Source organism: Pseudomonas wayambapalatensis, from assembly GCF_049942315.1.
Classification (GTDB): domain Bacteria; phylum Pseudomonadota; class Gammaproteobacteria; order Pseudomonadales; family Pseudomonadaceae; genus Aquipseudomonas; species Aquipseudomonas wayambapalatensis.
In genome coordinates this window covers 1-26,668 of sequence record NZ_JBNFMU010000230.1, presented here as the reverse complement: position 1 = coordinate 26,668, position 26,668 = coordinate 1, and the positions used below count along the sequence as shown (strand labels likewise).

21 protein-coding genes and 2 tRNA genes are annotated in these 26,668 nt (G+C 61.1%); 19 read left to right on the top strand and 4 right to left on the bottom strand.

The annotated features are described in order from the left end of the window. Window positions 1-52: 52 nt before the first annotated feature. Genes carB through ACPZMI_RS22485 form a run of 3 tightly spaced genes read left to right on the top strand, consistent with a single transcriptional unit; the run spans window position 53 to window position 4,180 of the window. Complete coding sequence (carB, locus tag ACPZMI_RS22495; protein WP_125930812.1) at window positions 53-3,274, top strand: carbamoyl-phosphate synthase large subunit; 3,222 nt, start codon at window positions 53-55, stop codon at window positions 3,272-3,274. Then, a complete protein-coding gene (gene greA, locus ACPZMI_RS22490; RefSeq protein ID WP_081255197.1) occupies window positions 3,271-3,753 on the top strand; it encodes a transcription elongation factor GreA in 483 nt (160 codons plus the stop codon). Before carB ends, greA begins: the two co-directional genes overlap by 4 nt. Continuing rightward, entirely contained in the window at window positions 3,731-4,180 is a 450-nt protein-coding gene (locus ACPZMI_RS22485) for an MFS transporter (RefSeq protein ID WP_081255198.1), read from the top strand. Before greA ends, ACPZMI_RS22485 begins: the two co-directional genes overlap by 23 nt. A 12-nt stretch (window positions 4,181-4,192) precedes the next feature. Here ACPZMI_RS22485 and yhbY read toward each other — a convergent pair whose 3' ends face one another. Beyond that, entirely contained in the window at window positions 4,193-4,501 is a 309-nt protein-coding gene (gene yhbY, locus ACPZMI_RS22480; RefSeq protein WP_426353110.1) for a ribosome assembly RNA-binding protein YhbY, read from the bottom strand. Between the two features lie 102 nt (window positions 4,502-4,603). On the opposite strand from yhbY, the gene rlmE reads away from it, so the two are divergent. The 16 genes from rlmE (at window position 4,604) to ACPZMI_RS22400 (ending at window position 20,593) form a co-directional block, all read left to right on the top strand. Then, a complete protein-coding gene (gene rlmE, locus ACPZMI_RS22475; RefSeq protein ID WP_054892618.1) occupies window positions 4,604-5,230 on the top strand; it encodes a 23S rRNA (uridine(2552)-2'-O)-methyltransferase RlmE in 627 nt (208 codons plus the stop codon). Window positions 5,231-5,432: 202 nt separating this feature from the next. Then, window positions 5,433-7,340, top strand: a complete 1,908-nt coding sequence (gene ftsH / locus ACPZMI_RS22470; RefSeq protein WP_186669402.1) for an ATP-dependent zinc metalloprotease FtsH — start codon at window positions 5,433-5,435, stop codon at window positions 7,338-7,340. Between the two features lie 8 nt (window positions 7,341-7,348). Then, entirely contained in the window at window positions 7,349-8,200 is an 852-nt protein-coding gene (gene folP, locus ACPZMI_RS22465) for a dihydropteroate synthase (RefSeq protein WP_426353109.1), read from the top strand. Window positions 8,201-8,217: 17 nt separating this feature from the next. Further along, the gene (gene glmM / locus ACPZMI_RS22460) at window positions 8,218-9,558 is read left to right on the top strand and encodes a phosphoglucosamine mutase (protein WP_186711621.1); all 1,341 of its coding nucleotides are present in this window, start codon (window positions 8,218-8,220) and stop codon (window positions 9,556-9,558) included. Window positions 9,559-9,624: 66 nt separating this feature from the next. Beyond that, window positions 9,625-10,380: a triose-phosphate isomerase gene (gene tpiA, locus ACPZMI_RS22455; protein ID WP_426353108.1), complete on the top strand. Its 756-nt coding sequence runs from the start codon at window positions 9,625-9,627 to the stop codon at window positions 10,378-10,380. A 4-nt stretch (window positions 10,381-10,384) separates the two neighbouring features. Further along, on the top strand, window positions 10,385-10,777 hold the full coding sequence (gene secG, locus ACPZMI_RS22450) for a preprotein translocase subunit SecG (protein ID WP_054892613.1): 393 nt from the start codon (window positions 10,385-10,387) through the stop codon (window positions 10,775-10,777). Between the two features lie 21 nt (window positions 10,778-10,798). Then, window positions 10,799-10,884, top strand: a tRNA-Leu gene (locus ACPZMI_RS22445). A gap of 98 nt (window positions 10,885-10,982) precedes the next feature. Further along, window positions 10,983-11,059, top strand: a tRNA-Met gene (locus ACPZMI_RS22440). A 130-nt stretch (window positions 11,060-11,189) separates the two neighbouring features. Beyond that, window positions 11,190-11,648, top strand: a complete 459-nt coding sequence (gene rimP / locus ACPZMI_RS22435) for a ribosome maturation factor RimP (RefSeq protein WP_426353107.1) — start codon at window positions 11,190-11,192, stop codon at window positions 11,646-11,648. Window positions 11,649-11,707: 59 nt separating this feature from the next. Continuing rightward, window positions 11,708-13,189 (top strand): transcription termination factor NusA, encoded by a 1,482-nt coding sequence (gene nusA / locus ACPZMI_RS22430; protein WP_186669412.1) that lies wholly within the window; start codon window positions 11,708-11,710, stop codon window positions 13,187-13,189. Window positions 13,190-13,216: 27 nt separating this feature from the next. Then, entirely contained in the window at window positions 13,217-15,754 is a 2,538-nt protein-coding gene (gene infB / locus ACPZMI_RS22425) for a translation initiation factor IF-2 (protein WP_186669413.1), read from the top strand. 118 nt (window positions 15,755-15,872) lie between these two features. Then, window positions 15,873-16,271, top strand: coding sequence for a 30S ribosome-binding factor RbfA (gene rbfA / locus ACPZMI_RS22420; protein WP_054892610.1), 399 nt, complete (start codon window positions 15,873-15,875; stop codon window positions 16,269-16,271). A gap of 3 nt (window positions 16,272-16,274) precedes the next feature. Beyond that, window positions 16,275-17,192 (top strand): tRNA pseudouridine(55) synthase TruB, encoded by a 918-nt coding sequence (truB, locus tag ACPZMI_RS22415; RefSeq protein ID WP_065861581.1) that lies wholly within the window; start codon window positions 16,275-16,277, stop codon window positions 17,190-17,192. A 151-nt stretch (window positions 17,193-17,343) separates the two neighbouring features. Continuing rightward, the gene (gene rpsO, locus ACPZMI_RS22410; protein WP_029613930.1) at window positions 17,344-17,613 is read left to right on the top strand and encodes a 30S ribosomal protein S15; all 270 of its coding nucleotides are present in this window, start codon (window positions 17,344-17,346) and stop codon (window positions 17,611-17,613) included. A gap of 257 nt (window positions 17,614-17,870) precedes the next feature. Further along, window positions 17,871-19,976 carry a polyribonucleotide nucleotidyltransferase gene (gene pnp / locus ACPZMI_RS22405; RefSeq protein ID WP_411383750.1) on the top strand — a complete coding sequence of 702 codons (2,106 nt, stop codon included), beginning with the start codon at window positions 17,871-17,873 and terminating at the stop codon, window positions 19,974-19,976. 263 nt (window positions 19,977-20,239) lie between these two features. Continuing rightward, window positions 20,240-20,593, top strand: coding sequence for a BON domain-containing protein (locus ACPZMI_RS22400; RefSeq protein ID WP_186669415.1), 354 nt, complete (start codon window positions 20,240-20,242; stop codon window positions 20,591-20,593). Window positions 20,594-20,689: 96 nt separating this feature from the next. On the opposite strand, the gene ACPZMI_RS22395 is transcribed toward ACPZMI_RS22400, so the two are convergent. Genes ACPZMI_RS22395 through acs form a run of 3 tightly spaced genes read right to left on the bottom strand, consistent with a single transcriptional unit; the run spans window position 20,690 to window position 26,537 of the window. After that, window positions 20,690-23,671: a DUF748 domain-containing protein gene (locus ACPZMI_RS22395; protein WP_483407409.1), complete on the bottom strand. Its 2,982-nt coding sequence runs from the start codon at window positions 23,669-23,671 to the stop codon at window positions 20,690-20,692. A gap of 31 nt (window positions 23,672-23,702) precedes the next feature. Next, complete coding sequence (locus ACPZMI_RS22390) at window positions 23,703-24,572, bottom strand: oxygenase MpaB family protein (RefSeq protein WP_426353105.1); 870 nt, start codon at window positions 24,570-24,572, stop codon at window positions 23,703-23,705. A gap of 30 nt (window positions 24,573-24,602) precedes the next feature. Then, on the bottom strand, window positions 24,603-26,537 hold the full coding sequence (acs, locus tag ACPZMI_RS22385; protein ID WP_411383753.1) for an acetate--CoA ligase: 1,935 nt from the start codon (window positions 26,535-26,537) through the stop codon (window positions 24,603-24,605). Between the last annotated feature and the right edge of the window lie 131 nt (window positions 26,538-26,668).

Sequence of the window (26,668 nt, the reverse complement as noted above, 5' to 3'; positions counted from 1 at the left end):
CCAGATTGTTCAAGACGGCTTGCCGACTGACCCGCGGATTTGAGTGACAACCATGCCAAAACGTACAGACATCAAAAGCATCCTGATTCTCGGCGCTGGCCCGATCGTGATCGGCCAGGCCTGCGAATTCGACTATTCCGGCGCCCAGGCCTGCAAGGCCCTGCGCGAGGAAGGTTTCCGCGTCATCCTGGTGAACTCCAACCCGGCCACCATCATGACCGACCCGGCCATGGCCGACGCCACCTACATCGAGCCGATCAAGTGGCAATCGGTGGCCAAGATCATCGAAAAAGAGCGTCCTGACGCGGTGCTGCCGACCATGGGCGGCCAGACTGCACTGAACTGCGCCCTGGACCTGGAGCGCCACGGCGTTCTGGAGAAGTTCGGCGTAGAGATGATCGGTGCCAACGCCGACACCATCGACAAGGCCGAGGACCGTTCGCGTTTCGACAAGGCGATGAAGGACATCGGCCTTGAGTGCCCGCGCTCCGGTATCGCCCACAGCATGGAAGAGGCCTACGCGGTTCTCGAGAAGCTGGGCTTCCCATGCATCATCCGTCCTTCGTTCACCATGGGCGGCACCGGTGGCGGCATCGCCTACAACCGTGAAGAATTCGAAGAAATCTGCACCCGTGGCCTGGACCTGTCGCCGACCAAGGAACTGCTGATCGACGAGTCGCTGATCGGCTGGAAGGAATACGAGATGGAGGTGGTCCGTGACAAGAAGGACAACTGCATCATCGTCTGCTCCATCGAGAACTTCGACCCGATGGGCGTGCACACCGGTGACTCCATCACCGTTGCTCCTGCACAGACCCTGACCGACAAGGAATACCAGATCATGCGCAACGCCTCGCTGGCGGTGCTGCGTGAGATCGGTGTCGAAACCGGCGGTTCCAACGTGCAGTTCGGTATCTGCCCTAACACCGGCCGCATGGTCGTGATCGAGATGAACCCGCGGGTTTCTCGTTCGTCGGCCCTGGCCTCGAAAGCCACTGGCTTCCCGATCGCCAAGATCGCCGCCAAACTGGCTATCGGCTACACCCTCGACGAGCTGCAGAACGACATCACCGGCGGTCGCACCCCGGCGTCCTTCGAGCCGTCCATCGACTACGTCGTGACCAAGCTGCCACGCTTCGCCTTCGAGAAATTCCCGAAAGCCGATGCCCGCCTGACCACTCAGATGAAGTCGGTCGGTGAAGTCATGGCCATTGGCCGTACCTTCCAGGAGTCCTTGCAGAAAGCCCTGCGTGGCCTGGAAGTCGGCGCCTGTGGCCTGGACCCGAAAGTCGACCTGGCCAGCGCCGATGCTTCCAGCATCCTCAAGCGCGAGCTGACCGTGCCGGGCGCCGAGCGCATCTGGTACGTGGCTGACGCCATCCGCTCGGGCATGACCATCGAAGCAATCTTCGAGCTGACCGGTATCGACCTGTGGTTCCTGGTGCAGATGGAAGATCTGATCAAGGAAGAAGAGAAGGTCAAAACCCTGGCCCTGTCGGCCATCGACAAGGACTACATGCTGCGCCTCAAGCGCAAGGGCTTCTCGGACCAGCGCCTGGCCAAGCTGCTCGGCATCACCGACAAGAACCTGCGTCGTCACCGCCACAAGCTGGAAGTGTTCCCGGTCTACAAGCGCGTCGACACCTGCGCGGCCGAGTTCGCCACCGACACCGCCTACCTGTACTCGACGTATGAAGAAGAGTGCGAGGCCAACCCGTCGACCCGCGACAAGATCATGATCCTGGGTGGTGGCCCGAACCGTATCGGCCAAGGCATCGAGTTCGACTACTGCTGCGTACACGCCGCCCTGGCGCTGCGTGAAGACGGTTACGAGACCATCATGGTCAACTGCAACCCGGAAACCGTCTCCACCGACTACGACACCTCCGACCGCCTGTACTTCGAGCCGCTGACCCTGGAAGATGTGCTGGAAGTCTGCCGCGTCGAGAAGCCGAAGGGCGTGATCGTCCACTACGGCGGCCAGACCCCGCTGAAGCTGGCCCGTGCCCTGGAAGAAGCCGGGGTGCCGATCATCGGTACCAGCCCGGACGCCATCGACCGCGCCGAAGACCGCGAGCGCTTCCAGCAGATGGTGCAGCGCCTGAACCTGCTGCAGCCGCCAAACGCCACTGTGCGTAGCGAAGAAGAGGCCATCAACGCTGCTGGCGGTATCGGCTACCCGCTGGTCGTGCGCCCGTCGTACGTACTGGGCGGTCGTGCCATGGAGATCGTCTATGAGCTGGACGAACTCAAGCGCTACCTGCGCGAAGCGGTCCAGGTGTCCAATGACAGCCCGGTCCTGCTCGACCACTTCCTCAACTGCGCCATCGAGATGGACGTGGATGCGGTCTGCGACGGCACCGACGTGGTGATCGGTGCGATCATGCAGCACATCGAGCAGGCTGGTGTTCACTCCGGTGACTCGGCGTGTTCGCTGCCACCTTACTCGCTGAGCCAGCAAGTGCAGGACGAAGTCCGCGAACAGGTCAAGAAAATGGCCCTGGAGCTGGGCGTCGTCGGCCTGATGAACGTGCAGCTGGCCCTGCAGGGCGACAAGATCTACGTGATCGAAGTCAACCCGCGCGCCTCGCGTACCGTACCGTTCGTGTCCAAGTGCATCGGCACCTCGCTGGCGATGATCGCGGCTCGCGTCATGGCCGGCAAAACCCTCAAAGAGCTGGGCTTCACTCAGGAAATCATCCCGAACTTCTACAGCGTCAAGGAAGCCGTCTTCCCGTTCGCCAAGTTCCCGGGGGTTGACCCGATCCTCGGCCCTGAGATGAAATCCACCGGTGAAGTCATGGGTGTCGGCGACAGCTTCGGTGAAGCCTTCGCCAAGGCCCAGATGGGCGCCAGCGAAGTGCTGCCGACCGGCGGTACCGCGTTCATCAGCGTGCGTGACGACGACAAGCCACAAGTGGCTGGCGTTGCCCGTGACCTGATTGCCCTGGGCTTCGAAGTGGTTGCTACTGCAGGCACCGCCAAGGTTATCGAAGCGGCGGGTCTGAAAGTGCGCCGTGTGAACAAGGTGACCGAGGGTCGTCCGCACGTGGTCGACATGATCAAGAACGACGAAGTGTCGCTGATCATCAACACCACCGAAGGCCGCCAGTCTATCGCCGACTCCTACTCGATTCGTCGCAATGCGCTGCAGCACAAGATCTACTGCACGACCACCATTGCGGCAGGTGAAGCCATCTGCGAGGCGCTGAAATTCGGTCCCGAAAAGACCGTTCGTCGCCTGCAGGATCTGCATGCAGGACTGAAAGCATGAGCATTACCAAGTACCCGATGACCGTCCAGGGCGCTCGCGCCCTGGAAGAAGAGCATTTGTTCCTGAGCAAGACCGAGCGTCCACGTCTGAGCCAGGCGATCGGCGAGGCCCGTGAGCTTGGCGATCTCAAGGAAAACGCCGAATACCATGCTGCTCGTGAAGAGCAGGGCATGGTCGAGGCGCGTATCCGTGATATCGAAGGTCGTCTGCAGAACTCGGTGGTGATCGACGTCACCACCATCGCCCACACCGGCAAGGTGATCTTCGGGACTACCGTAGACCTAGAAAACACCGAGACCGGCGATCAGGTCACCTACCAGATCGTTGGCGAGGACGAAGCGGACATCAAGAAAGGCAAGCTCTCGGCGAGCGCGCCTATCGCCCGTGCCATCATTGGCAAGGAGGAGGGTGATACGGTCGTGGTCAAGACGCCGAGCGGCACCGTCGAGTACGAGATTGTCGAAGTCAAGCACATCTGATCGGCGCCAGCGCGCGCCGTCCCTCGAGGGCATCCTCTGGCAACTGGCCCAGGTATTCTGGGTCGGTGGCCTGTGGGTGTTTCATGTGGGGCTGGTGCCGGCGCTGAAGGTCAGCGGCCTTGCGCCATTATTGGTGCAGGACATCGCCGGGCAGATCGATCGCTGGTTGATCGGCGTGGCGCTGCTCGGGCTGTTGACCCAGTTGGCAGTGCTGGCGAGGGTGGATGGCCTGGCGGCCTGGTGGCGGCAGTTCCGCGGCCAGATGCTGTTGCTCGGCTTTGGTGCCTGTGTCGGCTACTACACGCTGCGCTACGGGATTTCCGTAGGGGAGCGCTGGCAGATGTTCTGTTTCCTGGTGCTGGGCTTTTCCGGCATCGTGCTGGTGGCCCAGCCGGTCCCGGTCAGGGTGCGCAAGGCGCGCCACTGACCGGCGCCACCCTTACTTGTAGCGGTGGATGTTGGACAGCTGCTTGTTCGGCTGTGGGTTCTTGCGATAGATCAGTGCCTTCTTGCCAATGGTCTGTACCAGCTCGGCACGGCCCGCCTTGCACAGTTCAGCGATAGCGGTGGCGCGCTCTTCACGATCGTCCGAGCGAATTTCGACCTTGATCAGCTCGTGATCGGCCAGCGCACGCTCCAGTTCGGCGATCACGCCTTCATTCAGGCCGTTACCGGCAACGATCAGGACCGGTTTCAGGTCGTGACCAATAGACTTGTACTGTTTCTTCTGCTCGTTATTGAGCGGCATAATCTGACCCTTTTCGTCTGATTCTGTAAAATTGGTGGCCATTTTACCCGAGGGCCACTGGCTCCGCCCAGTCAATCACGACGCTAATCATCGAGGTGCCCCGTGGCGCAGCGTTCCAAAAGCAGCCATAACTGGCTGAGAGAGCATTTCAACGATCCTTTCGTCAAGCAGGCGCAGAAGGATGGCTACCGCTCGCGTGCGAGCTACAAACTGCTGGAGATCCAGGAAAAGGACCGCCTCATCCGCCCCGGCATGAGCGTGATCGACCTTGGCGCAGCACCGGGCGGCTGGTCGCAGGTGACCAGTCGTCTGATTGGTGGGCAAGGGCGTCTGATTGCCTCCGATATCCTGGAAATGGACTCGATCCCTGACGTGACCTTCATCCAGGGCGATTTCACCCAGGACTCGGTGCTCGAGCAGATTCTCCAGGCGGTCGGCGATTCACATGTGGACCTTGTGATTTCCGATATGGCCCCCAATATGAGTGGTACGCCCGCTGTGGACATGCCGCGCGCCATGTTCCTCTGCGAGCTCGCCCTGGACCTGGCAACCCGTGTGCTCAAGCCCGGCGGCGACTTCCTGATCAAGATTTTCCAGGGAGAAGGCTTCGATGTGTACCTCAAGGATGTGCGCAGCAAGTTCGACAAGGTGCAGATGCGCAAGCCGTCGTCCTCTCGGGATCGCTCCCGTGAACAGTACTTGCTGGCCAGGGGGTACAAGGGCGAGTGACTGTGGAAGGGCGGGGTGCCGATAGTTATTTCCAATCGGCCGCGGCCTCTGGATCGTCCGAACTTCGTGTAGTCTAGGTTTCACAAAGGGTTACAGACGGTGCCTGCGGATGCGCAGGTAATGTAGTAAGTTAGGGCGGTGAATATCATGCGAGGCACGGCTGCGTCGTGCGCCGACCTCAGAGGGTAGCTAATTGAACGACATGGCAAAGAATCTGATCCTGTGGTTGATCATCGCGGCTGTCCTCGTGACGGTGATGAACAACTTCTCCAGCCCTAACGAGCCGCAGACCCTCAACTATTCCGACTTCATCCAGCAGGTCAAGGACGGTAAGGTCGAGCGCGTGACCGTCGACGGCGCCGTCATCACCGGCAAGCGTACCGATGGCGACAACTTCAAGACCGTTCGTCCGGCCATCGCCGATAACGGCCTGATCGGTGATCTGGTCGACAATCACGTCGTGATCGAAGGCAAGCAACCCGAACAGCAGAGCATCTGGACCCAGTTGCTCGTTGCTAGCTTCCCCATCCTCGTGATCATCGCCGTGTTCATGTTCTTCATGCGCCAGATGCAAGGCGGTGCAGGTGGCAAGGGCGGGCCGATGAGCTTCGGCAAGAGCAAGGCGCGCCTGCTCTCCGAAGACCAGGTGAAAACCACACTGGCCGATGTCGCCGGTTGCGATGAAGCCAAGGAAGAAGTCGGCGAACTGGTCGAATTCCTGCGTGACCCGGGCAAGTTCCAGCGCCTGGGTGGTCGTATCCCGCGTGGCGTGCTGATGGTTGGCCCGCCCGGTACCGGTAAGACCTTGCTGGCCAAGGCCATCGCCGGTGAAGCGAAAGTGCCGTTCTTCACCATTTCCGGTTCCGATTTCGTCGAAATGTTCGTCGGGGTCGGTGCCAGCCGTGTCCGTGACATGTTCGAGCAGGCGAAGAAACACGCGCCGTGCATCATCTTCATCGATGAGATCGACGCCGTCGGTCGCCACCGTGGCGCCGGCATGGGTGGTGGTCACGACGAACGCGAGCAGACCCTGAACCAGTTGCTGGTCGAGATGGATGGCTTCGAGATGAACGATGGCATCATCGTCATCGCTGCCACCAACCGACCTGACGTGCTCGACCCGGCGCTGCTGCGTCCCGGTCGCTTCGACCGCCAGGTGGTGGTCGGCCTGCCGGATATCCGTGGTCGTGAGCAGATCCTCAAGGTGCACATGCGCAAGGTGCCGGTCGGCGAGAACGTCAATGCCGCCGTCATTGCCCGTGGTACCCCAGGCTTCTCCGGTGCCGACCTTGCCAACCTGGTCAACGAGGCGTCGCTGTTCGCTGCTCGTGCCAGCAAGCGCCTGGTCGAGATGAAGGAGTTCGAACTGGCCAAGGACAAGATCATGATGGGCGCCGAGCGCAAGACCATGGTCATGTCCGAGAAAGAGAAGCAGAACACGGCCTACCACGAAGCGGGTCACGCTATCGTTGGTCGTGTCGTGCCTGAGCACGACCCGGTGTACAAGGTTTCGATCATTCCGCGCGGTCGTGCGTTGGGTGTGACCATGTTCCTGCCCGAGGAAGACCGTTACAGCCTCTCCAAGCGCGCGCTGATCAGCCAGATCTGCTCGCTGTACGGCGGCCGTATCGCCGAGGAGATGACCCTGGGCTTCGACGGCGTCACCACGGGTGCGTCCAATGACATCATGCGTGCCAGCCAGATCGCACGGAACATGGTCACCAAGTGGGGCCTGTCCGAGAAGCTCGGTCCGTTGATGTACGCCGAAGAAGAGGGCGAGGTGTTCCTCGGTCGCAGTGCTGGCAGCCAGCACGCCAGCGTCTCCGGTGAGACTGCCAAGCTGATCGATTCCGAAGTGCGCAGCATCATTGATCAGTGCTATGCCACTGCCAAGCAGATTCTCACCGACAACCGCGACAAGCTTGACGCGATGGCCGAGGCCCTGATGAAGTACGAAACCATCGATGCCGACCAGATCGACGACATCATGGCGGGCCGCACGCCGCGCGAGCCGCGCGACTGGGACAACGATGCCGGCACCTCCGGCAACCAGGCCTCCCAGGGCGATCGCCCCGAGTCGCCGATCGGTGGTCCGGCGGCTCAACACTAAGGGTTCATATGGCCTCTCAGCAGTACCCGACCCGGTTGCCTTGCGGCAACCGGGTTCTTGATTTGTCCCGTACCCATGTCATGGGTATTCTCAATGTCACCCCTGACTCATTCTCCGACGGCGGTCGCTTCAATCGCCGTGACGAGGCCCTGCGCCATGCCGAGGCCATGGTCGCGGCGGGTGCCACGCTTATCGACGTTGGTGGCGAGTCCACCCGCCCCGGTGCTCGCGCAGTGTCGCCCGTCGAGGAGCTGGAGCGCGTCGCGCCGATCGTCGAGGCGATCAGCAGTCGCCTCGATGTCATCATCTCTGTCGATACCTCTACGCCTGCGGTGATGCGCGAGACGGCTCGGCTCGGTGCCGGGCTGATCAACGATGTGCGCGCCCTGGAACGCGATGGCGCGCTGGACGCTGCAGCGGACACCGGTCTGCCGGTATGCCTGATGCACATGCGTGGTGAGCCGGGTAACATGCAGGACAATCCACGATATGACGATGTCACCGAGGAGGTGGCTAGCTATCTGGAGCGGCGCATGGCTGCCTGCGCGGCAGCTGGCATCGGCGCAGAACGAATCATTCTTGATCCGGGCTTCGGGTTCGCCAAGAACCTGGCGCACAACCTGAGCCTGTTCAAGCATATGGAAGTACTCTATCGCCTGGGGCGGCCGCTGCTGGTGGGCGTCTCGCGCAAGAGCATGATCGGCCAGGCGCTGGATCGTCCGGTCGGAGAGCGGCTGTACGGCAGTCTCGCGCTCGCGGCATTGGCCATGACCATGGGAACGAGCATTCTGCGCGTGCATGATGTGGCCGAGACTGTCGACGTGGTGCGCATGATCGCTGCGGTACAGAGCGCCGAATAAGAACGTTTGGAGTTTCTATGAGCAGAAAATACTTTGGTACCGATGGTATCCGTGGTCGCGTTGGCGAATATCCGATCACTCCCGACTTCATGCTGAAACTCGGCTGGGCGGCAGGCATGGCCTTCCGCAAGCAGGGCAACTGCCGCGTTCTGGTGGGCAAGGATACCCGTATCTCCGGCTACATGTTCGAGTCTGCGTTGGAGGCCGGCCTCTCGGCCGCCGGTGCCGACGTGATGCTTCTCGGGCCCATGCCGACCCCGGCCATCGCCTACCTGACCCGCACCTTCCATGCCGAAGCGGGTATCGTCATCAGTGCTTCGCACAATCCGCATGATGACAATGGCATCAAGTTCTTCTCGGGTAACGGTACCAAGCTGCCAGACGAGGTCGAGTTGATGATCGAGGAACTGCTCGATCAACAGATGAGCGTGGTTGAGTCGAGCAAGTTGGGCAAGGTTTCTCGAATCAATGACGCCGCGGGCCGTTACATCGAGTTCTGCAAGAGCAGCGTGCCCAGCAGCACTGATTTTGCAGGCCTCAAGCTGGTCGTCGATTGCGCACATGGCGCCACCTACAAGGTCGCTCCCAGCGTGTTCCGCGAGCTGGGCGCCGATGTCACCGTGCTGCACGCCCAGCCTGACGGTTTGAACATCAACGAGGGCTGTGGTTCTACGCATATCGAGTCGCTGCAGGCGGCCGTGCTGGTGGGGCATGCCGATCTGGGTATCGCCTTCGATGGCGATGGCGATCGGGTGCTGATGGTCGATCACACCGGGGCCATCGTCGACGGTGACGAACTGCTGTTCATCATTGCCCGTGACCTGCAGGAGCGTGGCAAGCTGCAGGGTGGGGTGGTTGGCACGCTCATGAGTAACCTGGGTCTGGAGCTGGCGTTGAAGGACCTCGATATTCCGTTCGCACGCGCCAAGGTCGGTGATCGCTATGTCATGGCCGAGCTGCTTGAGCGCGAATGGCAGCTTGGTGGCGAGAACTCCGGCCATGTGGTGTGCTGCAACCACACCACCACAGGCGACGCGATCATTGCGGCGCTGCAGGTGCTGATGGCGCTCAAACGTCGTGGCGAAAATCTTGCCCAGGCCCGTCAGGCAATTCGCAAATGCCCGCAGGTACTGATCAATGTCCGGTATGCCGCCGGCAGCGCCGATCCGCTGGAAAACCCAGCCGTGCAGGAAGCCAGTGCCAAGGTGACCGAGGCAATGGCAGGTCGTGGTCGTGTGTTGCTGCGCAAGTCCGGGACCGAACCGCTGCTGCGGGTGATGGTCGAGGGTGACGACGAAAATCAGGTGCGCAGCCACGCCGAAGCCTTGGCCAAGGTCGTTGCAGAAGTTTGTGCCTGAAAGATGCTTGCCAGCGTGATTCTGGTTGGGTAAGATCTGCGCCCACTTTGACCGACGAGGTAGAGCATGCGTCGCCCCATGGTAGCTGGTAACTGGAAGATGCACGGTACCCGCGCCAGCGTCGCTGAGCTGAGCCTGAGCCTGAGTAATCTGGCTCTTCCGAGTAGTGTCGAAGTTGCGGTGTTTCCACCGTCGCTGTTCATCAATCAAGTTGTTGATGCGCTGAAGAACAAAGGAATCATCGTTGGAGCACAGAATTCTGCAGTACAGCCCGATCAGGGTGCGCTGACGGGTGAAGTTGCACCCAGTCAGTTGGCCGACGTCGGTTGCAAGTTGGTCTTGATTGGTCACTCGGAACGCCGCCAGATCATTGGTGAGTCGGACGAAGTGCTGAATCGCAAGTTTGCAGCTGCACAGGCAAGTGGTTTGAAGCCGGTGCTTTGCGTAGGGGAAACCCTCGAGGAGCGCGAGGCTGGCAAGACGCTCGAAGTTGTAGGGCGTCAACTAAGCAGTGTTATCGATGCATTCGGTATCAGTGCTTTTGCCAATGCAGTAATTGCCTATGAGCCTGTATGGGCCATTGGTACTGGTTTGACGGCCTCGCCTCAGCAAGCTCAGGATGTGCATGCTGCCATCCGTGCTCAGCTGGCGGCGCAGGACGCCGAAGTTGCAGCGAATGTGCAACTTCTCTACGGCGGTAGCGTGAAGGCGGCCAATGCGGCCGAACTGTTCGGCATGCCGGATATTGATGGGGGGCTCATTGGTGGAGCATCCCTGAACGCAGACGAATTCGGTGCAATTTGTCGCGCCGCAGGAAACTGAACATATGCTGGAAACAGTCGTAGTTGTTTTTCATCTGTTGGCTGCGCTGGCGCTGGTAGCGCTGGTTCTGATGCAACAGGGTAAAGGTGCGGAAGCAGGTGCATCTTTCGGCGCAGGTGCTTCAAATACTGTGTTCGGAAGCCAAGGTTCTGCTACCTTCCTGAGTAAATTTACTGCTATACTTGCTGCCACTTTCTTTTTGACTGCACTTGGGTTAGGATACTTCGCCAAGCAGCAGGCACACCAGCTGACTCAAGCCGGTTTGCCAGATCCAGCGGTGCTGGAAGTCAAAGAGCAAAAGCCGGCAGTAAATGATGATGTACCGGTGCTCCAGGAACAGAAGAGTGAAGCCGCCCCAAAAGGTGATGTTCCTCCTCCTACCGAAGAGCAGAAGTAACGGGTTTCAAGATGTAGTATTGCCGAGGTGGTGGAATTGGTAGACACGCAACCTTGAGGTGGTTGTGCCCATAGGGTGTAGGGGTTCGAGTCCCCTTCTCGGTACCAATTGAAGCATGAGAGCCCGCTTTAGCGGGCTTTCTTGCAGGTGGAGGTCGGATTGACCCTGCAGAGGGTTCGGTCTTATACTTTCGCCCCAGCTTTGTCGCGGGGTGGAGCAGCTTGGTAGCTCGTCGGGCTCATAACCCGAAGGTCGTTGGTTCAAATCCAGCCCCCGCAACCAGCTTCAGCGGAGCCCCTTTTCAGGGGCTTTTTGCTAGCTGAACAGTTCTTCGCGTCGTTGTTCAACGGCGCTTTCAGGGATGGGCGCTTCGCCCATTTTTTATTTGCACAGCATGCACGAGGGGGTTCAGGTGTCGAGCAAGCTAGAACAGTTGCAGGCCTTGTTGGCCCCGGTTGTCGAGGGTCTGGGCTATCAGTGCTGGGGGATCGAATACGTTTCCCAGGGTAAGCATTCGGTACTGCGCATCTACATCGACAAGGAAGACGGGATCCTGGTGGACGACTGCGAAGCGGTCAGCCGTCAGGCCAGTGCGATTCTTGATGTGGAAGATCCGATCAGCAGTGAATACACCCTCGAGGTGTCCTCTCCAGGCATGGATCGCCCGCTGTTCACTCTGGAACAGTTTGCTTCGCATGCCGGCGAACAAGTGAAGATCAAGCTGCGTACGCCCTTCGAGGGGCGTCGTAACTTCCAGGGCCTTCTCCGCGGTGTGGAGGATCAGGATGTGGTGGTCCAGGTGGACTCCAACGAATTCCTGCTGCCGATCGACTGGATCGACAAGGCCAATATTATTCCCAGTTTTGACTGAGACGTGCCGGGCCCGGCGTACATTCCGGGTCTAATGGCTTGCGCAAGGCGAGGCGTACGATGAGCAAAGAAGTACTGCTGGTTGTTGAATCGGTATCCAACGAAAAGGGTGTACCGCCCGGCGTCATTTTCGAAGCGCTGGAAGTGGCCCTGGCCACTGCAACCAAAAAACGTTTTGAGGACGAAGTCGACCTGCGTGTGGAAATCAACCGCCACACCGGTAGCTACGAGACGTTCCGCCGTTGGACCGTGGTCGATGAAAACGACCTTGACGATCCGGCGATCGAAACCTGGCTGGACAAGATCAAGGACACTCACCCCGAAGCCAAGATCGGTGATGTGATCGAAGAGAAGATCGAGTCGATCGAGTTCGGTCGTATCGCCGCCCAGACCGCCAAGCAGGTCATCGTGCAGAAGGTCCGTGAGGCCGAGCGCGCACAGGTGGTCGATGCCTATCGCGAGCGTGTTGGCGAAATCATCTCCGGCACCGTCAAGAAAGTCACCCGTGACAACGTCATCGTCGACCTGGGCAACAACGCCGAGGCGCTGTTGGCCCGCGAAGACATCATCCCGCGTGAGACTTTCCGTGTTGGCGTGCGCCTGCGTGCCCTGCTCAAGGAAATTCGCACCGAGAACCGCGGTCCGCAACTGATCCTGTCGCGTACCGCACCGCAGATGTTGATCGAGCTGTTCCGCATCGAAGTACCGGAAATCGCCGAAGGCCTGATCGAGGTGATGGCAGCGTCCCGTGATCCGGGTTCGCGCGCCAAGATCGCCGTGCGCTCCAAGGACAAGCGTATCGACCCGCAAGGCGCCTGCATCGGCATGCGTGGTTCGCGCGTTCAGGCTGTCTCCGGTGAACTGGGTGGTGAGCGTGTGGATATCGTCCTGTGGGACGAGAACCCGGCGCAGTTCGTCATCAACGCCATGTCGCCGGCTGAAGTCGCGGCGATCATCGTCGATGAAGATGCCCATGCCATGGACATCGCCGTTGCCGAGGACAACCTGGCCCAGGCCATTGGCCGTGGCGGTCAGAACGTTCGCCTGGCCAGTCAGCTGACTGGCTGGACCCTGAACGTGATGACCGAGAAGGACATCCAGGCCAAGCAGCAAGCCGAAACAGGTGACATCCTGCGTAACTTCATCGAGGAACTGGAAGTCGACGAAGAGCTGGCACAGGTGCTGGTCGACGAAGGCTTCACCAGCCTCGAAGAAATTGCTTACGTACCGTTGGAAGAAATGCTCAACATCGATGGCTTCGACGAGGAAATCGTCAACGAGCTGCGTGCTCGTGCCAAGGACCGTTTGTTGACCAAAGCCATCGCTACCGAAGAAAAACTGGCAGACGCCCATCCGGCCGAAGACCTGCTCTCCCTCGAGGGCATGGACAAGGATCTGGCGGCGGAACTGGCGGTGCGCGGCGTGGTTAACCGCGAAGACCTGGCCGAGCAGTCGATCGACGACCTGCTCGACATCGACGGCATCGACGAAGAGCGTGCCGGCAAGTTGATCATGGCCGCCCGAGCCCACTGGTTCGAGTAATTAGGCGCGGCCTGAGGAGAGAAGTGCATGACGCAAGTCACGGTGAAAGAACTGGCCCAAGAGGTCGAGGCACCGGTAGAGCGCCTGCTGCAGCAGATGCGTGAGGCAGGTCTGCCGCACACCGACGCCGGTCAGGTAGTGACCGACAATGAGAAGCAGGTTCTGCTGACTCATCTGAAAAGCAGCCACAAGAGCAAGGCGGAAGAGCCACGCAAGATTACCTTGCAGCGCAAGACCACCAGCACCCTGCGTGTCGCCGGTAGCAAGAGCATCAGCGTAGAAGTACGCAAGAAGAAAGTATTCGTACAGCGTAGCCCGGAAGAGATCCAGGCCGAGCAGAAGCGTGAGGCTGAAGAGCGCCGTGCTGCGGAAAACGCTGCGCGTGAGAAGGTCGAGGCCGAGACTCGCCAGCGCAACGAAGAGCAGGCTCGCCGTCAGGCCGCCGAAGCTCCAGTTGCAGCGACTGCTCCACGTGCCGAGCCGGCTCCGGTTGCTGCCGAGCCTGTCGTGGCCGACGCCCCGGTGTCCGACGACGCCGCTGTACGTGCCGCCGAGCGCAAGAAGGACGAAAACCGTCGCAACGAAAACCGCACCCGTGACGACGACCGTCGTGGCGCCGGTGGTGAGCGTCGCGGTGAAGCCCCTCGCGTTTCGATCAAGGTCAAGGTCAAGGAGAAGGAAAAGGCTCCGACTCCGCGCGCTGCACCGCGCACCACTGACGAAGAGAGCGATGGCGCACGTCGTGGCCGTGGCGGCAAGAGCAAACTGAAGAAGCGTAACCAGCACGGCTTCCAGAGCCCGACCGGCCCCGTCATCCGTGACGTCAGCATCGGCGAGACCATCACCGTCTCCGAGCTGGCTCAGCAGATGTCGGTCAAGGCTGCCGAAGTCGTCAAGTTCATGTTCAAGCTGGGTACTCCGGTCACCATCAACCAGGTGCTCGACCAGGAGACCGCTCAACTGGTCGCCGAAGAGCTGGGCCACAAGGTCACCCTGGTCAGCGATACCGCCCTGGAAGATTCCCTGGCCGAATCGCTGAAGTTCGAAGGTGAAGTCGAGTCCCGTGCGCCGGTCGTGACCGTCATGGGCCACGTCGACCACGGCAAGACTTCGCTGCTCGACTACATCCGTCGTGCCAAGGTTGCCGCTGGCGAAGCCGGTGGTATCACCCAGCACATCGGTGCCTACCACGTGGAAACCGACCGCGGCATGGTCACCTTCCTCGACACCCCAGGCCACGCTGCGTTTACGCAAATGCGTGCCCGTGGTGCCAAGGCGACCGACATCGTCATCCTGGTGGTGGCGGCGGACGACGGCGTGATGCCACAGACCCGTGAGGCGGTTCAGCACGCGAAAGCTGCTGGTGTTCCGCTGGTGGTCGCAGTGAACAAGATCGACAAGCCGGGTGCCGACCTCGATCGCATCCGCAACGAACTGGCCGTCGAAGGCGTGACCTCCGAGGACTGGGGTGGTGACACTCCGTTCGTCAAGGTTTCGGCGAAGATGGGTACCGGTGTCGACGAACTGCTCGAAGCTGTCCTGCTGCAGGCCGAGATTCTCGAACTGACCGCTACCCCGACCGCACCTGGTCGTGGCGTTGTCGTCGAGTCGCGTCTGGACAAGGGCCGTGGTCCGGTAGCCACCATCCTGGTTCAGGACGGCACGCTGCGTCAGGGCGACATGGTTCTGGTCGGCTCCAACTATGGCCGCGTACGTGCCATGCTCGACGAGAACGGCAAGCCTGTGAAGGAAGCCGGCCCGTCGATCCCGGTCGAGATCCTCGGCCTGGATGGCACTCCGGAAGCCGGTGACGAGCTGTCCGTGGTCGCTGACGAGAAGAAGGCACGTGAAGTCGCCCTGTTCCGTCAAGGCAAGTACCGCGAGGTCAAGCTGGCCCGTGCTCACGCAGGCAAGCTGGAAAACATCTTCGAGACCATGGGTCAGGAAGAGAAGAAGACCCTCAACATCGTCCTCAAGACCGACGTGCGCGGCTCTCTGGAAGCACTCCAGGGCTCGCTCGGCGGCCTGGGCAACGACGAAGTTCAGGTACGCGTCATCGGTGGCGGCGTCGGTGGTATCACCGAGAGCGATGCCAACCTGGCGCTGGCTTCGAATGCAGTACTGTTCGGCTTCAACGTGCGTGCCGATGCCGGTGCGCGCAAGATCGTCGAGCAGGAAGGTCTGGATATGCGTTACTACAACGTGATCTACGACATCATCGAAGACGTCAAGAAAGCACTGACCGGCATGCTCGGCAGCGATGTTCGCGAGAACATCCTGGGTGTCGCCGAAGTGCGTGATGTGTTCCGTTCGCCGAAGTTCGGCGCCATCGCTGGCTGTATGGTCATCGAAGGTACCGTGTACCGCAACCGTCCGATCCGCGTACTGCGCGAGGACGTCGTGATCTTCGAAGGCGAGCTGGAATCGCTGCGTCGCTTCAAGGACGACGCCGCCGAAGTGCGTAACGGCATGGAGTGCGGTATCGGCGTGAAGAGCTACAACGACGTCAAAGTCGGCGACAAGATCGAAGTCTTCGAGAAAGTCCAGGTTGCCCGTACCCTGTAAGGGATGGGCGCGGCCCAGGCCCCGTCGCAAGGCGGCTGGCTGGGCCTCTGAAGGTAACGCCCGGTCAGGCACACCCGCCTGACCGGGCGTTTGCCGCTTTAAGATACAGGTAGCAAAAATGGCAAAAGAATATAGCCGTACCCAACGCATCGGCGATCAGATGCAGCGCGAGCTGGCCGAGCTGATCCGCCGTGAAGTCAAGGATCCACGCGTGGGCCTGGTGACCATCACCGCGGTCGACGTCAGCCGTGATCTTGGCCACGCCAAGGTCTTCATCACCGTGATGGGCCAGGACGACGCCGACGCAGTCCCCCAGACCCTCAAGGCGCTCAACAGTGCCGCCAGTTTCCTGCGCCTGCACCTCGGCCGGGCGATGCAACTGCGCAGTGTTCCACAACTGCATTTCCACTTCGATGAAAGTGTCAGCCGGGGTGTTCATCTCTCGGCACTGATCGAGCGTGCGGTGGCCGAAGATCGCCTGCACAAGGATGCTGACGAGCTGGACACCAAGGAGTAAGCGGTGGCCCAGGTCAAACGTATCCGTCGTAACGTCAGTGGTATCATCCTGCTCGACAAGCCCTTGGGGTTCACCTCCAATGCAGCCTTGCAGAAAGTCCGCTGGCTGCTCAATGCAGAAAAGGCCGGCCATACCGGCAGCCTCGACCCACTGGCCACCGGTGTGTTGCCGCTGTGCTTTGGTGAGGCGACCAAGTTTTCGCAGTACCTGCTCGATTCCGACAAGGGCTACGAAACCGTCATGCAGCTGGGGCAGACTACCAGCACAGCGGACGCCGAAGGCGAGGTGCTGCAGACTCGCGAGGTGACCGTTGGTCGCGCCGATATCGAAGCCGCGATCCCGCGTTTTCGCGGTGAAATCCGCCAGGTGCCGCCGATGTACTCGGCGCTCAAGCGTGACGGCCAGCCGCTTTACAAATTGGCGCGTGCAGGAGAGGTAGTGGAGCGCGAGGCGCGTTCTGTTACTATTAACCGCTTAGAGTTGCTCGAGTGCGAAGGCACCCGTGCGCGCCTCTCGGTCGGCTGCAGCAAAGGCACCTATATCCGCACGCTGGTCGAGGATATCGGTGAGGTGCTGGGCTGTGGTGCCTATGTCGCAGAACTGCGTCGCACCCAGGCCGGGCCTTTCGCCCTGGCACAGACCGTGACGCTCGAGGAGCTCGAGCAGGCGCATGCCGAAGGTGGCAACGAAGCACTCGATCGCTTCCTCATGCCGTCCGACAGCGGGCTGCAGGACTGGCCGCTGGTGCTGTTGTCCGAGCACAGCGCGTTCTACTGGCTGCACGGTCAGGCAGTGCGAGCACCGGACGCGCCGCAGTTCGGCATGGTCCGGGTACAGGATCACAATGGCCGCTTCATCGGTATCGGTGAAGTGAGCGAAGACGGGCGCATTGCGCCGCGTCGACTGATTCGGTCGGAATGACCGAAACCACAGGGCAGGGCTTCGGTCATGCGCTGTGGAACCGAGGATGGCTGTCAGTAGGCACGGTCAGACCTCTTTTTATTAATACAGGGATTTCAGTCCCTGGCCTATTGGACCCCGCTTGCGGGATCCGTTTATCAGGAGAAGCCAAATGGCCCTCAGCGTTGAAGAAAAAGCTCAGATCGTTGCCGATTACCAGCAAGCCGCCGGCGATACCGGTAGCCCGGAAGTGCAGGTTGCTCTGCTGACCGCCAACATCAACAAGCTGCAAGGCCACTTCAAGGCCAACGAAAAAGACCACCACTCCCGTCGTGGTCTGATCCGTATGGTCAACCAGCGTCGTAAGCTGCTGGATTACCTGAAGGGCAAAGACACCACTCGTTACAGCGCCCTGATCGGTCGCCTGGGCCTGCGTCGCTAATAGCGGCCTGGCAGTGGTGTGCATGGCGTGTCGCATGCTTGGGGAGCGCTGCTTGTCAGCGCTACCCTTGGACACGCCACGCGTATCTCCGAGGTTGGCAGCCTGATACCGTCGAGCGAATTTTCGCAAGACGCCCAGGCTCCCAGCCTCGTGTTGTATCTGGACGGTCAACGGAGTCGACACTCCCTTCCGCCCAAGAATTCGCAAGATCCCAGTTTTCCCAGTTCCCCCAAGAGCCACTGAAAAGGTAGGAAACCGTGAACCCGGTAATCAAGACGTTCCAGTTCGGTCAATCGACCGTCACTCTCGAAACGGGCCGCATTGCCCGTCAGGCCACCGGCGCCGTGCTGGTCACCGTCGACAACGATGTCACCGTGCTGGTGACCGTGGTCGGTGCCAAGCAAGCTGATCCAGGCAAGGGCTTCTTCCCGCTGTCCGTGCACTATCAGGAAAAGACCTACGCCGCTGGCAAGATCCCTGGCGGTTTCTTCAAGCGTGAAGGCCGTCCTTCCGAGAAAGAAACCCTGACCTCGCGTCTGATCGACCGTCCGATCCGCCCGCTCTTCCCCGAAGGCTTCATGAACGAAGTGCAGGTCGTCTGCACCGTGGTTTCCACCAGCAAGAAGACCGATCCGGACATCGCTGCGATGATCGGTACCTCGGCTGCCCTGGCCATCTCCGGCATTCCGTTCGAAGGCCCGATCGGCGCCGCCCGCGTTGCCTTCCACGAAAGCACCGGCTACCTGCTGAACCCGACCTACGAGCAACTGGCTGCCTCGAGCCTGGACATGGTCGTTGCCGGTACCTCCGACGCCGTACTGATGGTCGAATCGGAAGCCCAGGAGCTGACCGAAGACCAGATGCTGGGCGCCGTGCTGTTCGCCCACGACGAATTCCAGGCTGTGATCCAGGCCGTCAAGGAACTGGCCGCCGAAGCCGGCAAGCCAACCTGGGACTGGAAACCTGCCGTCGCCAACACCGCACTGTTCGACGCTATCCGCGCCGAGTTCGGTGAAGCCGTATCCCAGGGCTACACCATCACCGTCAAGGCCGACCGCTACGCGCGCCTGGGCGAGCTGCGCGACCAGGCCGTCGCCAAGTTCTCCGGTGAAGAAGGCCAGCCATCGGCGAGCGAAGTCAAAGACATCTTCGGCGAAATCGAGTACCGCACCGTTCGCGAAAACATCGTCAACGGCAAACCGCGTATCGACGGTCGTGACACCAAGACCGTGCGTCCGCTGAACATCGAAGTCGGTGTTCTGCCTAAGACCCACGGTTCGGCGCTGTTCACCCGTGGCGAAACCCAGGCCCTGGTGGTTGCCACCCTCGGCACCGCCCGTGACGCCCAGCTGCTGGACACCCTCGAAGGCGAGAAGAAAGACCCCTTCATGCTGCACTACAACTTCCCGCCGTTCTCGGTAGGCGAGTGTGGTCGCATGGGCGGTGCTGGCCGTCGTGAAATCGGTCACGGCCGTCTGGCACGTCGCTCGGTCCAGGCCATGCTGCCTGCTGCCGACGTATTCCCGTACACCATCCGTGTCGTTTCGGAAATCACCGAATCCAACGGTTCGAGCTCCATGGCTTCGGTCTGCGGCGCTTCCCTGGCCCTGATGGACGCTGGCGTTCCAATGAAGGCGCCGGTTGCCGGTATCGCTATGGGCCTGGTCAAGGAAGGCGAGAAATTCGCGATCCTGACCGACATCCTGGGTGATGAAGACCACCTGGGCGACATGGACTTCAAGGTTGCCGGTACCGCCAAAGGCGTGACCGCGCTGCAGATGGACATCAAGATCAACGGCATCACCGAAGAGATCATGGAGATCGCCCTGGGCCAGGCCCTGGAAGCGCGCCTGAACATCCTCGGCCAGATGAACCAGATCATCGGTCAGTCGCGTACCGAACTGTCGGCCAACGCCCCGACCATGATCGCGATGAAGATCGACACCGACAAGATCCGTGACGTCATCGGTAAAGGCGGCGCCACCATCCGCGCCATCTGTGAAGAAACCAAGGCCTCGATCGACATCGAAGACGACGGCTCGATCAAGATCTTCGGCGAAACCAAGGAAGCGGCAGATGCTGCCAAGCAGCGCATCCTGGGCATCACCGCAGAAGCCGAGATCGGCAAGATCTACGTCGGCAAGGTCGAGCGTATCGTCGACTTCGGCGCCTTCGTCAACATCCTGCCTGGCAAGGACGGTCTGGTGCACATCTCCATGCTCAGCGATGCGCGTGTAGAGAAGGTCACCGACGTGCTGAAAGAAGGTCAGGAAGTCGAAGTACTGGTACTGGACGTGGACAACCGCGGCCGTATCAAACTGTCGATCAAGGACGTCGCCGCTGCCAAGGCATCGGGTGTCTAAGCCTTATCGGCCCTGATGAAAAGGACCTCTTCGGAGGTCCTTTTTTTATGTGCGCAGAAAAACCTGTCGGACTTGCATCTTGCATGCAGGTTTTTCGCCGGGCTTGCAAATTGCACGACACCAACAAGATGAATGTTTTCGTAAGTCATTGTTTTTAAAGGAATCAAGCGAAGCGGAAAAACTGGCACAGCCCCTGCAACTACCTTCGTACCTGCAGCCAGGAACCACGGCGCAGATCTTTCGAATAAACAGGAGTGACCCACATGAAGAAGTTTGCCATTGCTGCCGCTACTGCTACCGCCCTGACTCTGTCCATGGCTAACGGCGCATTCGCCGCAGAGGCTACCCAAGCTCCAGTGATGCTGGCTTCCAACCAACCGGTGGCCGATGCCAAGCAAGAAACCTCGGACACCTGGATCACCACCAAGGTCAAGGCTGATCTGCTGACTGAAAAAGGCATCCCGGGCAGCGATATCAAAGTTGAAACCAGCCACGGTGTTGTCTCCCTGTCTTCGGACACGAAGGTCACCCCATCGCAGAAAGAAGCCGCGGTGAACATCACCAAGAAGATCAAAGGCGTGAAAGACGTAACTGCTGAAGCGCTGAAAACCGAATAAGGATTGTCCCGTCGGTCAGAAGGATCTGGCCACCCAAAGAGAAAGCCCCGGTATCTGCCGGGGCTTTCTCTTTGCGCATCTGAAATCGTTCAGGGATTACTCTGCGTCAAGATGCATCGGGGTGATCACTCGCCCGTCGCTTTCGGCCTGCCCCAGGCTGGTATCGATGAAGTACACCCGGTCATCCTCCAGCTTGCCCTTGTCTACCAGGTAGTCCTTGATGCTGCTCGCCCGATCCTGGCCGAGGTTGCGCAGCAAGACCGCGCTTTCGGCCCAGGATTTGATCACCGCCTCGCGCAGCTTGGTGGTGCGTTCGTCGCGGCTGAGCTTCTCCCATTCCGCAGGTGGCTGCTGCTTGAGACGGGTGCGGTAGATGCCCTCGAGCATGGCCGGCTTGTCGCTGTCGTCGACCACCAGCATCGAGGCATTGGCCGGCACCTTGTCGCCGCGACGCTGCAGGATCTTGTACCAGGTCGTCTGGTACTCGCGCTCCAGGCGTTGCTGGGCGATCAATGGGCCGTCGCTGCTCTGCGCGCTCGTACCTTCGATCTCCAGGCGCAGTTCCGGCCGCTGTTGCAGGGCCGAGGCCAGCTTGTCCAGGGCCGACTGGGCCTCGCTGCTGAGGTCGCTGGAACCGGGAGCGAAGGATACGTTGCCCAGATCTTCCGAACCGCCCCCGGCAATCAACCCGCCGATGAACTTGAACGGCGCCTGCGCTGCACGCAGCACCAGGTTGCGCAGGGTCTGCCAGACGATCGGCATGACGCTGAACTGCGGGTTGTTGAGATCGCCCGTGACAGGCAGCTCGATGGAGATCTTGCCCTCGGTATCCTTGAGCAACGCGACAGCGAGGCGAATAGGCAGGTCGACGGCATCGGGGCTGTCGACTTTTTCACCCAGTTGCAGTTGCTCCACCACGACCTTGTTCTCGGCCTTGAGCTGACCCTTGGTGATCACATAGTGCAGGTCGAGATTCAGGCGTCCCTTGCGGATCCGGAACCCGGCGAACTTGCCGGAGTAGGGCGTCAGGGTGGTCAGTTCGACGCGCTTGAAGCTGGTGGCGATGTCGAGGCTGGCCATCGGGTCGAACGGGTTCAATGCGCCCTTGATGGTCACCGGCGCGTAGCGATCAACCTTGCCTTTGACGTCAACCTTCGCCGGCAGCGGCTTGCGGTTGTCGATGGTGCCGATCTGGCCGTTCAACTGTTGCACGGCGGTGGCGAAGTTGGGCGTCAGTGTCAGGTCGGCGAAGTTGGCCGAGCCATCGTTGATATCGATCTGGCCGATTCGGATGCCCAGCGGCTTTTCAGTGCTGGCTGTGGCCGGTTTCGCTTGGCTGGCGGCGGGTGCGTCAGCAGGTTGCGGGATGAGAAGGTCGTCGACACTGGTGGTGCGGTCTTCGTTGATGATGAAGCGCGCGTAGGGCTGCAACAGGGTGATCTTGTCGATCGACAGGGCATCGCCGTGCACATAGGACAGCCCATCGACGTTCACCTGCTGCCATTTCACGAAGTCGCGCCCCTTGATCGTGTCGAGGGTGTGCAGTTGGTTGACCTGGGCCTTGCCCGCCACGCTGAAGGCCAGTGGCTCGGTGCCCTTGAGATCGACCTTGAGATCGCTGGCGAGCATGCCGCTGCGCAGCTCCAGGCGAATGAACGGGCTGATGTAGGCCTGGGCTACGCGCAGGTCGATGTCGCGGGTACTGACGTCCAGCTTGGCGGTGACCGGTGCCAGGTTGACCTGGCCGGCAGCCTGCAGCTTGCCCTGGCGGCCAACGCCGGTGTCGAGCTTGAGCGTGAAGGGAGACTTGTTGAGGCTGTCAAAGCCTTGCATGTCCAGGTTGAGCGGCCCGACATCGAGCGCTACGGGCTCTTTCTGGCTGCGGTCGGCCAGGTGAATCATGTAGTTGCGTGCCTGAACATCCTTGAGCAGTACCTGCCAGGGTTTGCTGGGCTGCTTGGCGGCGTTCTCCTCAGGGGGCGGCGCTGCGGTGGCGGGCTCGGCCTTTTCCTTGGGGGTGGCTTTGGCGGGCTGACTGGCGAAGAGTTTCTGCCAGTCGAGCTGGCCGTCACGTTCGAGCGCGGCCCAGGTTTCGAGTTTTTCGCTGCGGATCTTGCCGACGGTCACCAACTGCTTGGCCAGGTCGATGGAGGTTTCGCTGACCTCAAGGCTGGCCAGGCGCGCCAGCGGGCGGCCGTCGGGCGCCTTGATGGCGAAGGGCGCGACGCGCACGGAGGCGTTATCGAGCAGCAGCTCGGTTTCCTTGGACAGGTTCAGTTTGTAGTGGGTATCGAGGCTGAGCACGCCGTCTTCCAGCACCAGCGGTACGGCATCACGTACGTAGGGCCAGAACAGCTTCATCTTGCTGTCGGTGATCTTCAGCGTGCCTTCGGAGGTGATGGGCGACAGGCTCAGGTTGCCGCTCCAGTCGATACGCCCGCCGTTGGGACCATTGGCGACCAGCGTCATGTCGGCGCTGTCGTCCGGCAAGGTGCTGAGGTTCTTCAGTTCGAGGTTCATCGAGTCGTAGAGGAACTCGATGGGTTCGCTCGGGCGCAGGTCCTGGAAGTGCAGGTAGCCTTCGTTGAGCTTGATGCTGGCGACCCGCAGCGGGAACGGATCGCTCGGCGGCTCGTCCGGTTTCGGCTCGCTCGGCGGCAGCTTGAACAGCTGACTGAGGTTGAGGCTGCCGTCCTTGGCGAACAGCAGCTCGGTGCGCGGCTTGTCCAGCTCTACCGCGTCCAGGTGCAGGGCGCCGCTCCATAGGCTGTCGAGCGAGAGGTTGGCGTAGAGGCGTTCGAAGGCCACTTGCTCCTTGCCCGGCTCGCCGATCTGCAGGCCCCACAACGTCAGCTCGAGGCTGAACGGGTTGAACTCGATACGCTGCAGGTGCGCCGGCGCGGCGGCGTACTGCGCCAGTTGCTGGTTGGCGATGCGCAGGCCCACACCGGGAAGAATGAAGAAGCCAAGCAGGCTGTACAGGGCCACGATGGCCAGCAAGGCGCCAATGGCGCGATTCAATCCTTTGGGCATGTGCGGCGTCGTCTGTCTCGAGCGGAGGTGCTTGGAGTATGGCACGTCAAATCAGTTCCGATACATCGGAGAACTCTTAGAGCAAGCCCATCCGCCGCCGGGCGCGGTGCGCCGAACCGTCACGCATGGCCCAGCGCAACACGGGCGCCGCACGCTCTACGCCAAGACGTACCAGGCGCCGTCGCAGCGTGCCCTGGTGCTGACCGAGCATGACGCTGGCCCAATCGGGCAACAGGTCGATACCTGCGTGCAGCATCAGCTTGCCCACAGGCTCTGCCAGGCGACTGGGCGCCGGGGCTTCGAGCAGGATGTCGACCACTTCCAGGCTGCGAGCATCACAAAGCAGTTGTGCGCGCATGTGCTGCAGGTAGTCGTCCACCTGGCGGCATGAGCGCGGGACGTTGCGGGCGCCCAGGCGTTCGGCGATCAAGGCGATCTCGTCGTAGTAGGCGTCCTGGTCGGCCACTGACAATCGCGGGTTGCGGTAGCGCAGGTGAGCGGCGAGAAAACTGCTGACCTCGGCCACGTGTACCCAGGTCAGCAGGTCCGGGTCGCTGGCGGCGTAATGACGCCCATCGGGAGCGGTGCCGACCACCTTGAGGTGGATGGTGCGGACCTTTTCGATCAGCCATTCGGCATCTCGGGTCGAGCCGAAGGTGGTGCCTGAGATGAACTGGCTGGTGCGGCGCAGTCGGCCGAGCAGGTCTTCGCGAAAATTCGAGTGATCCCAGACCCCGGCCAGTGCCAGCGGATGCAACAGTTGCAGCATCAGTGCGCTGATGCCGCCGATCAGCATGCTGGGGAAATCACCATGTACTTGCCAACTGACGCTTTGCGGGCCGAACAGGCCCGGGTCGCCTTTGGGGGACTCCAGATCGAGCTGGCCGAGGGCCAGCCCGGTGAGGCTCATGACCTGGGTTTCGATGCGGCGACGTAAGGCTTCCATGGCGACCTGTGCTGGCCGCTTGGCGGCCGTCTATTGGTTGAGGCGTGTGTCGATGAGGCCCTGGACCACGCTGGGATCGGCGAGGGTCGAGGTATCGCCGAGGTTGTCCAGCTCGTTGCAGGCGATCTTGCGCAGTATACGCCGCATGATCTTGCCCGAGCGGGTCTTGGGCAAGGCCGGTGCCCACTGGATCAACTCGGGTTTGGCGAAACTGCCGATCTCTTTGCTGACCAACGCCAGCAGCTCGGCCTTGAGCGCATCGTTTGGGGTGATGCCATTCATCGTGGTGACGAAGGCATACACGCCCTGGCCCTTGAGGTCGTGGGGGTAGCCGACCACCGCAGCCTCGGCGATGCTGTCATGCAGCACCAGCGCACTCTCCACCTCGGCGGTGCCGATGCGATGGCCGGATACGTTGATCACATCGTCGATACGCCCGGTGATCCAGTAGTCGCCGTCGGCATCGCGGCGTGCGCCATCGCCGGTGAAGTAGTAGCCGGGCATGGGCTTGAAGTAGGTGTCGACCATCCGCTGGTGATCAGCATAGACGCTGCGGATCTGCCCTGGCCAACTGGCCTTGATCGCCAGCAGGCCGGCGCCGGGGCCTTCGATCAGCTTGCCTTTTTCGTCCAGCAGCACCGGTTGCACACCGAACATCGGTTGCGTGGCGCAGCCGGGCTTGAGACGTGGTGTTCCGGGCAGCGGGGTGAGCATGATGCCGCCGGTTTCGGTCTGCCACCAGGTGTCGACGATGGGGCAGCGCTTTTGCCCGACGGCTTCGAAATACCATTCCCAGGCTTCAGGGTTGATCGGCTCGCCGACGCTACCGAGCAGACGCAGGCTCTCGCGCGAGGTGCCCTGCAACGGTTTGTTGCCTTCGCGCATCAAGGCGCGCAGCGCTGTGGGCGCGGTGTAGAAGATGTTCACCTGGTGTTTGTCGACCACCTGCCAGAAGCGCGAGGTGTCCGGGTAGTTGGGCACGCCTTCGAACATCAGCGAGATGGCACCGTTGGCCAGCGGGCCATAGACGATGTAGCTGTGGCCAGTGACCCAGCCGACGTCGGCTGTGCACCAGAAGACTTCGCCGTCGCGGTAATCGAATACCACCTTGAACGTCATCGTCGCCTGCAGCAGGTAACCTGCCGTGCTGTGCAGCACGCCCTTGGGTTTGCCAGTACTGCCGGAGGTGTAGAGGATGAACAGCGGGTCTTCGGCGGCCATTGGTTCGGGGGCGCAGTCGTCGCCTGCGCGCTCGGTGGCCTCGTGGTACCAGAGGTCGCGTCCTTCGCTCCAGGCCACATCACCCCCGGTGCGCTTGACCACCAGCACGCTGCTGACGTTCGGGCAACTGGCCAGGGCTTTGTCGACGTTCTGCTTGAGAGGGATGCGTTTGCCGCCACGCACGCCTTCGTCGGCAGTGATCACCGTGCGACAGTCGGCATCGAGGATGCGGTCGCGCAGGGCATCGGGGGAGAAGCCGCCGAATACCACCGAATGAATGGCGCCGATTCGCGTGCAGGCGAGCATGGCGTAGGCGGCTTCGGGGATCATCGGCATGTAGATGCAGACCCGGTCGCCTTTCTTCACGCCGCGTGCTTTCAGGGCGTTGGCCAGGCGACAGACCTGGCGATGCAGTTCGCGGTAGGTGATCGGTTTGGCGTCTTTCGGGTCGTCGCCTTCCCAGAGCAGGGCGGTCTGCTCGCCACGCTTGTCGAGATGACGGTCGATGCAGTTGTAGCTGACGTTGAGCTGGGCGCCCTCGAACCAGCGTGCGGTGCCGGTCTTGAGGTCGCACTGTTGCACGCTCGACCAGGGTTTTATCCAGTCCAGGCGCCTGGCCTGCTCGGCCCAGAAGGTATCGGGGTCATCCACCGACTGGCGGTAGAGGCGGCGGTAATCTGCGTCGGAGAGTTCTGCGGCCTGGCTGACGGCCAGGGCCTGGGGGTAGTTGCGGATATCGAACATGGCGGGTTGTCCTGCTCTTGTCGGAGGGACTTCAACGGCTATTCGATGGACAGTGTAGCTGGAACTGTTGTTCAACCTGTGCTGGCCTCTTCGCGGGCGAGCCCGCTCCTACAAGGGCCCGTAGGAGCGGG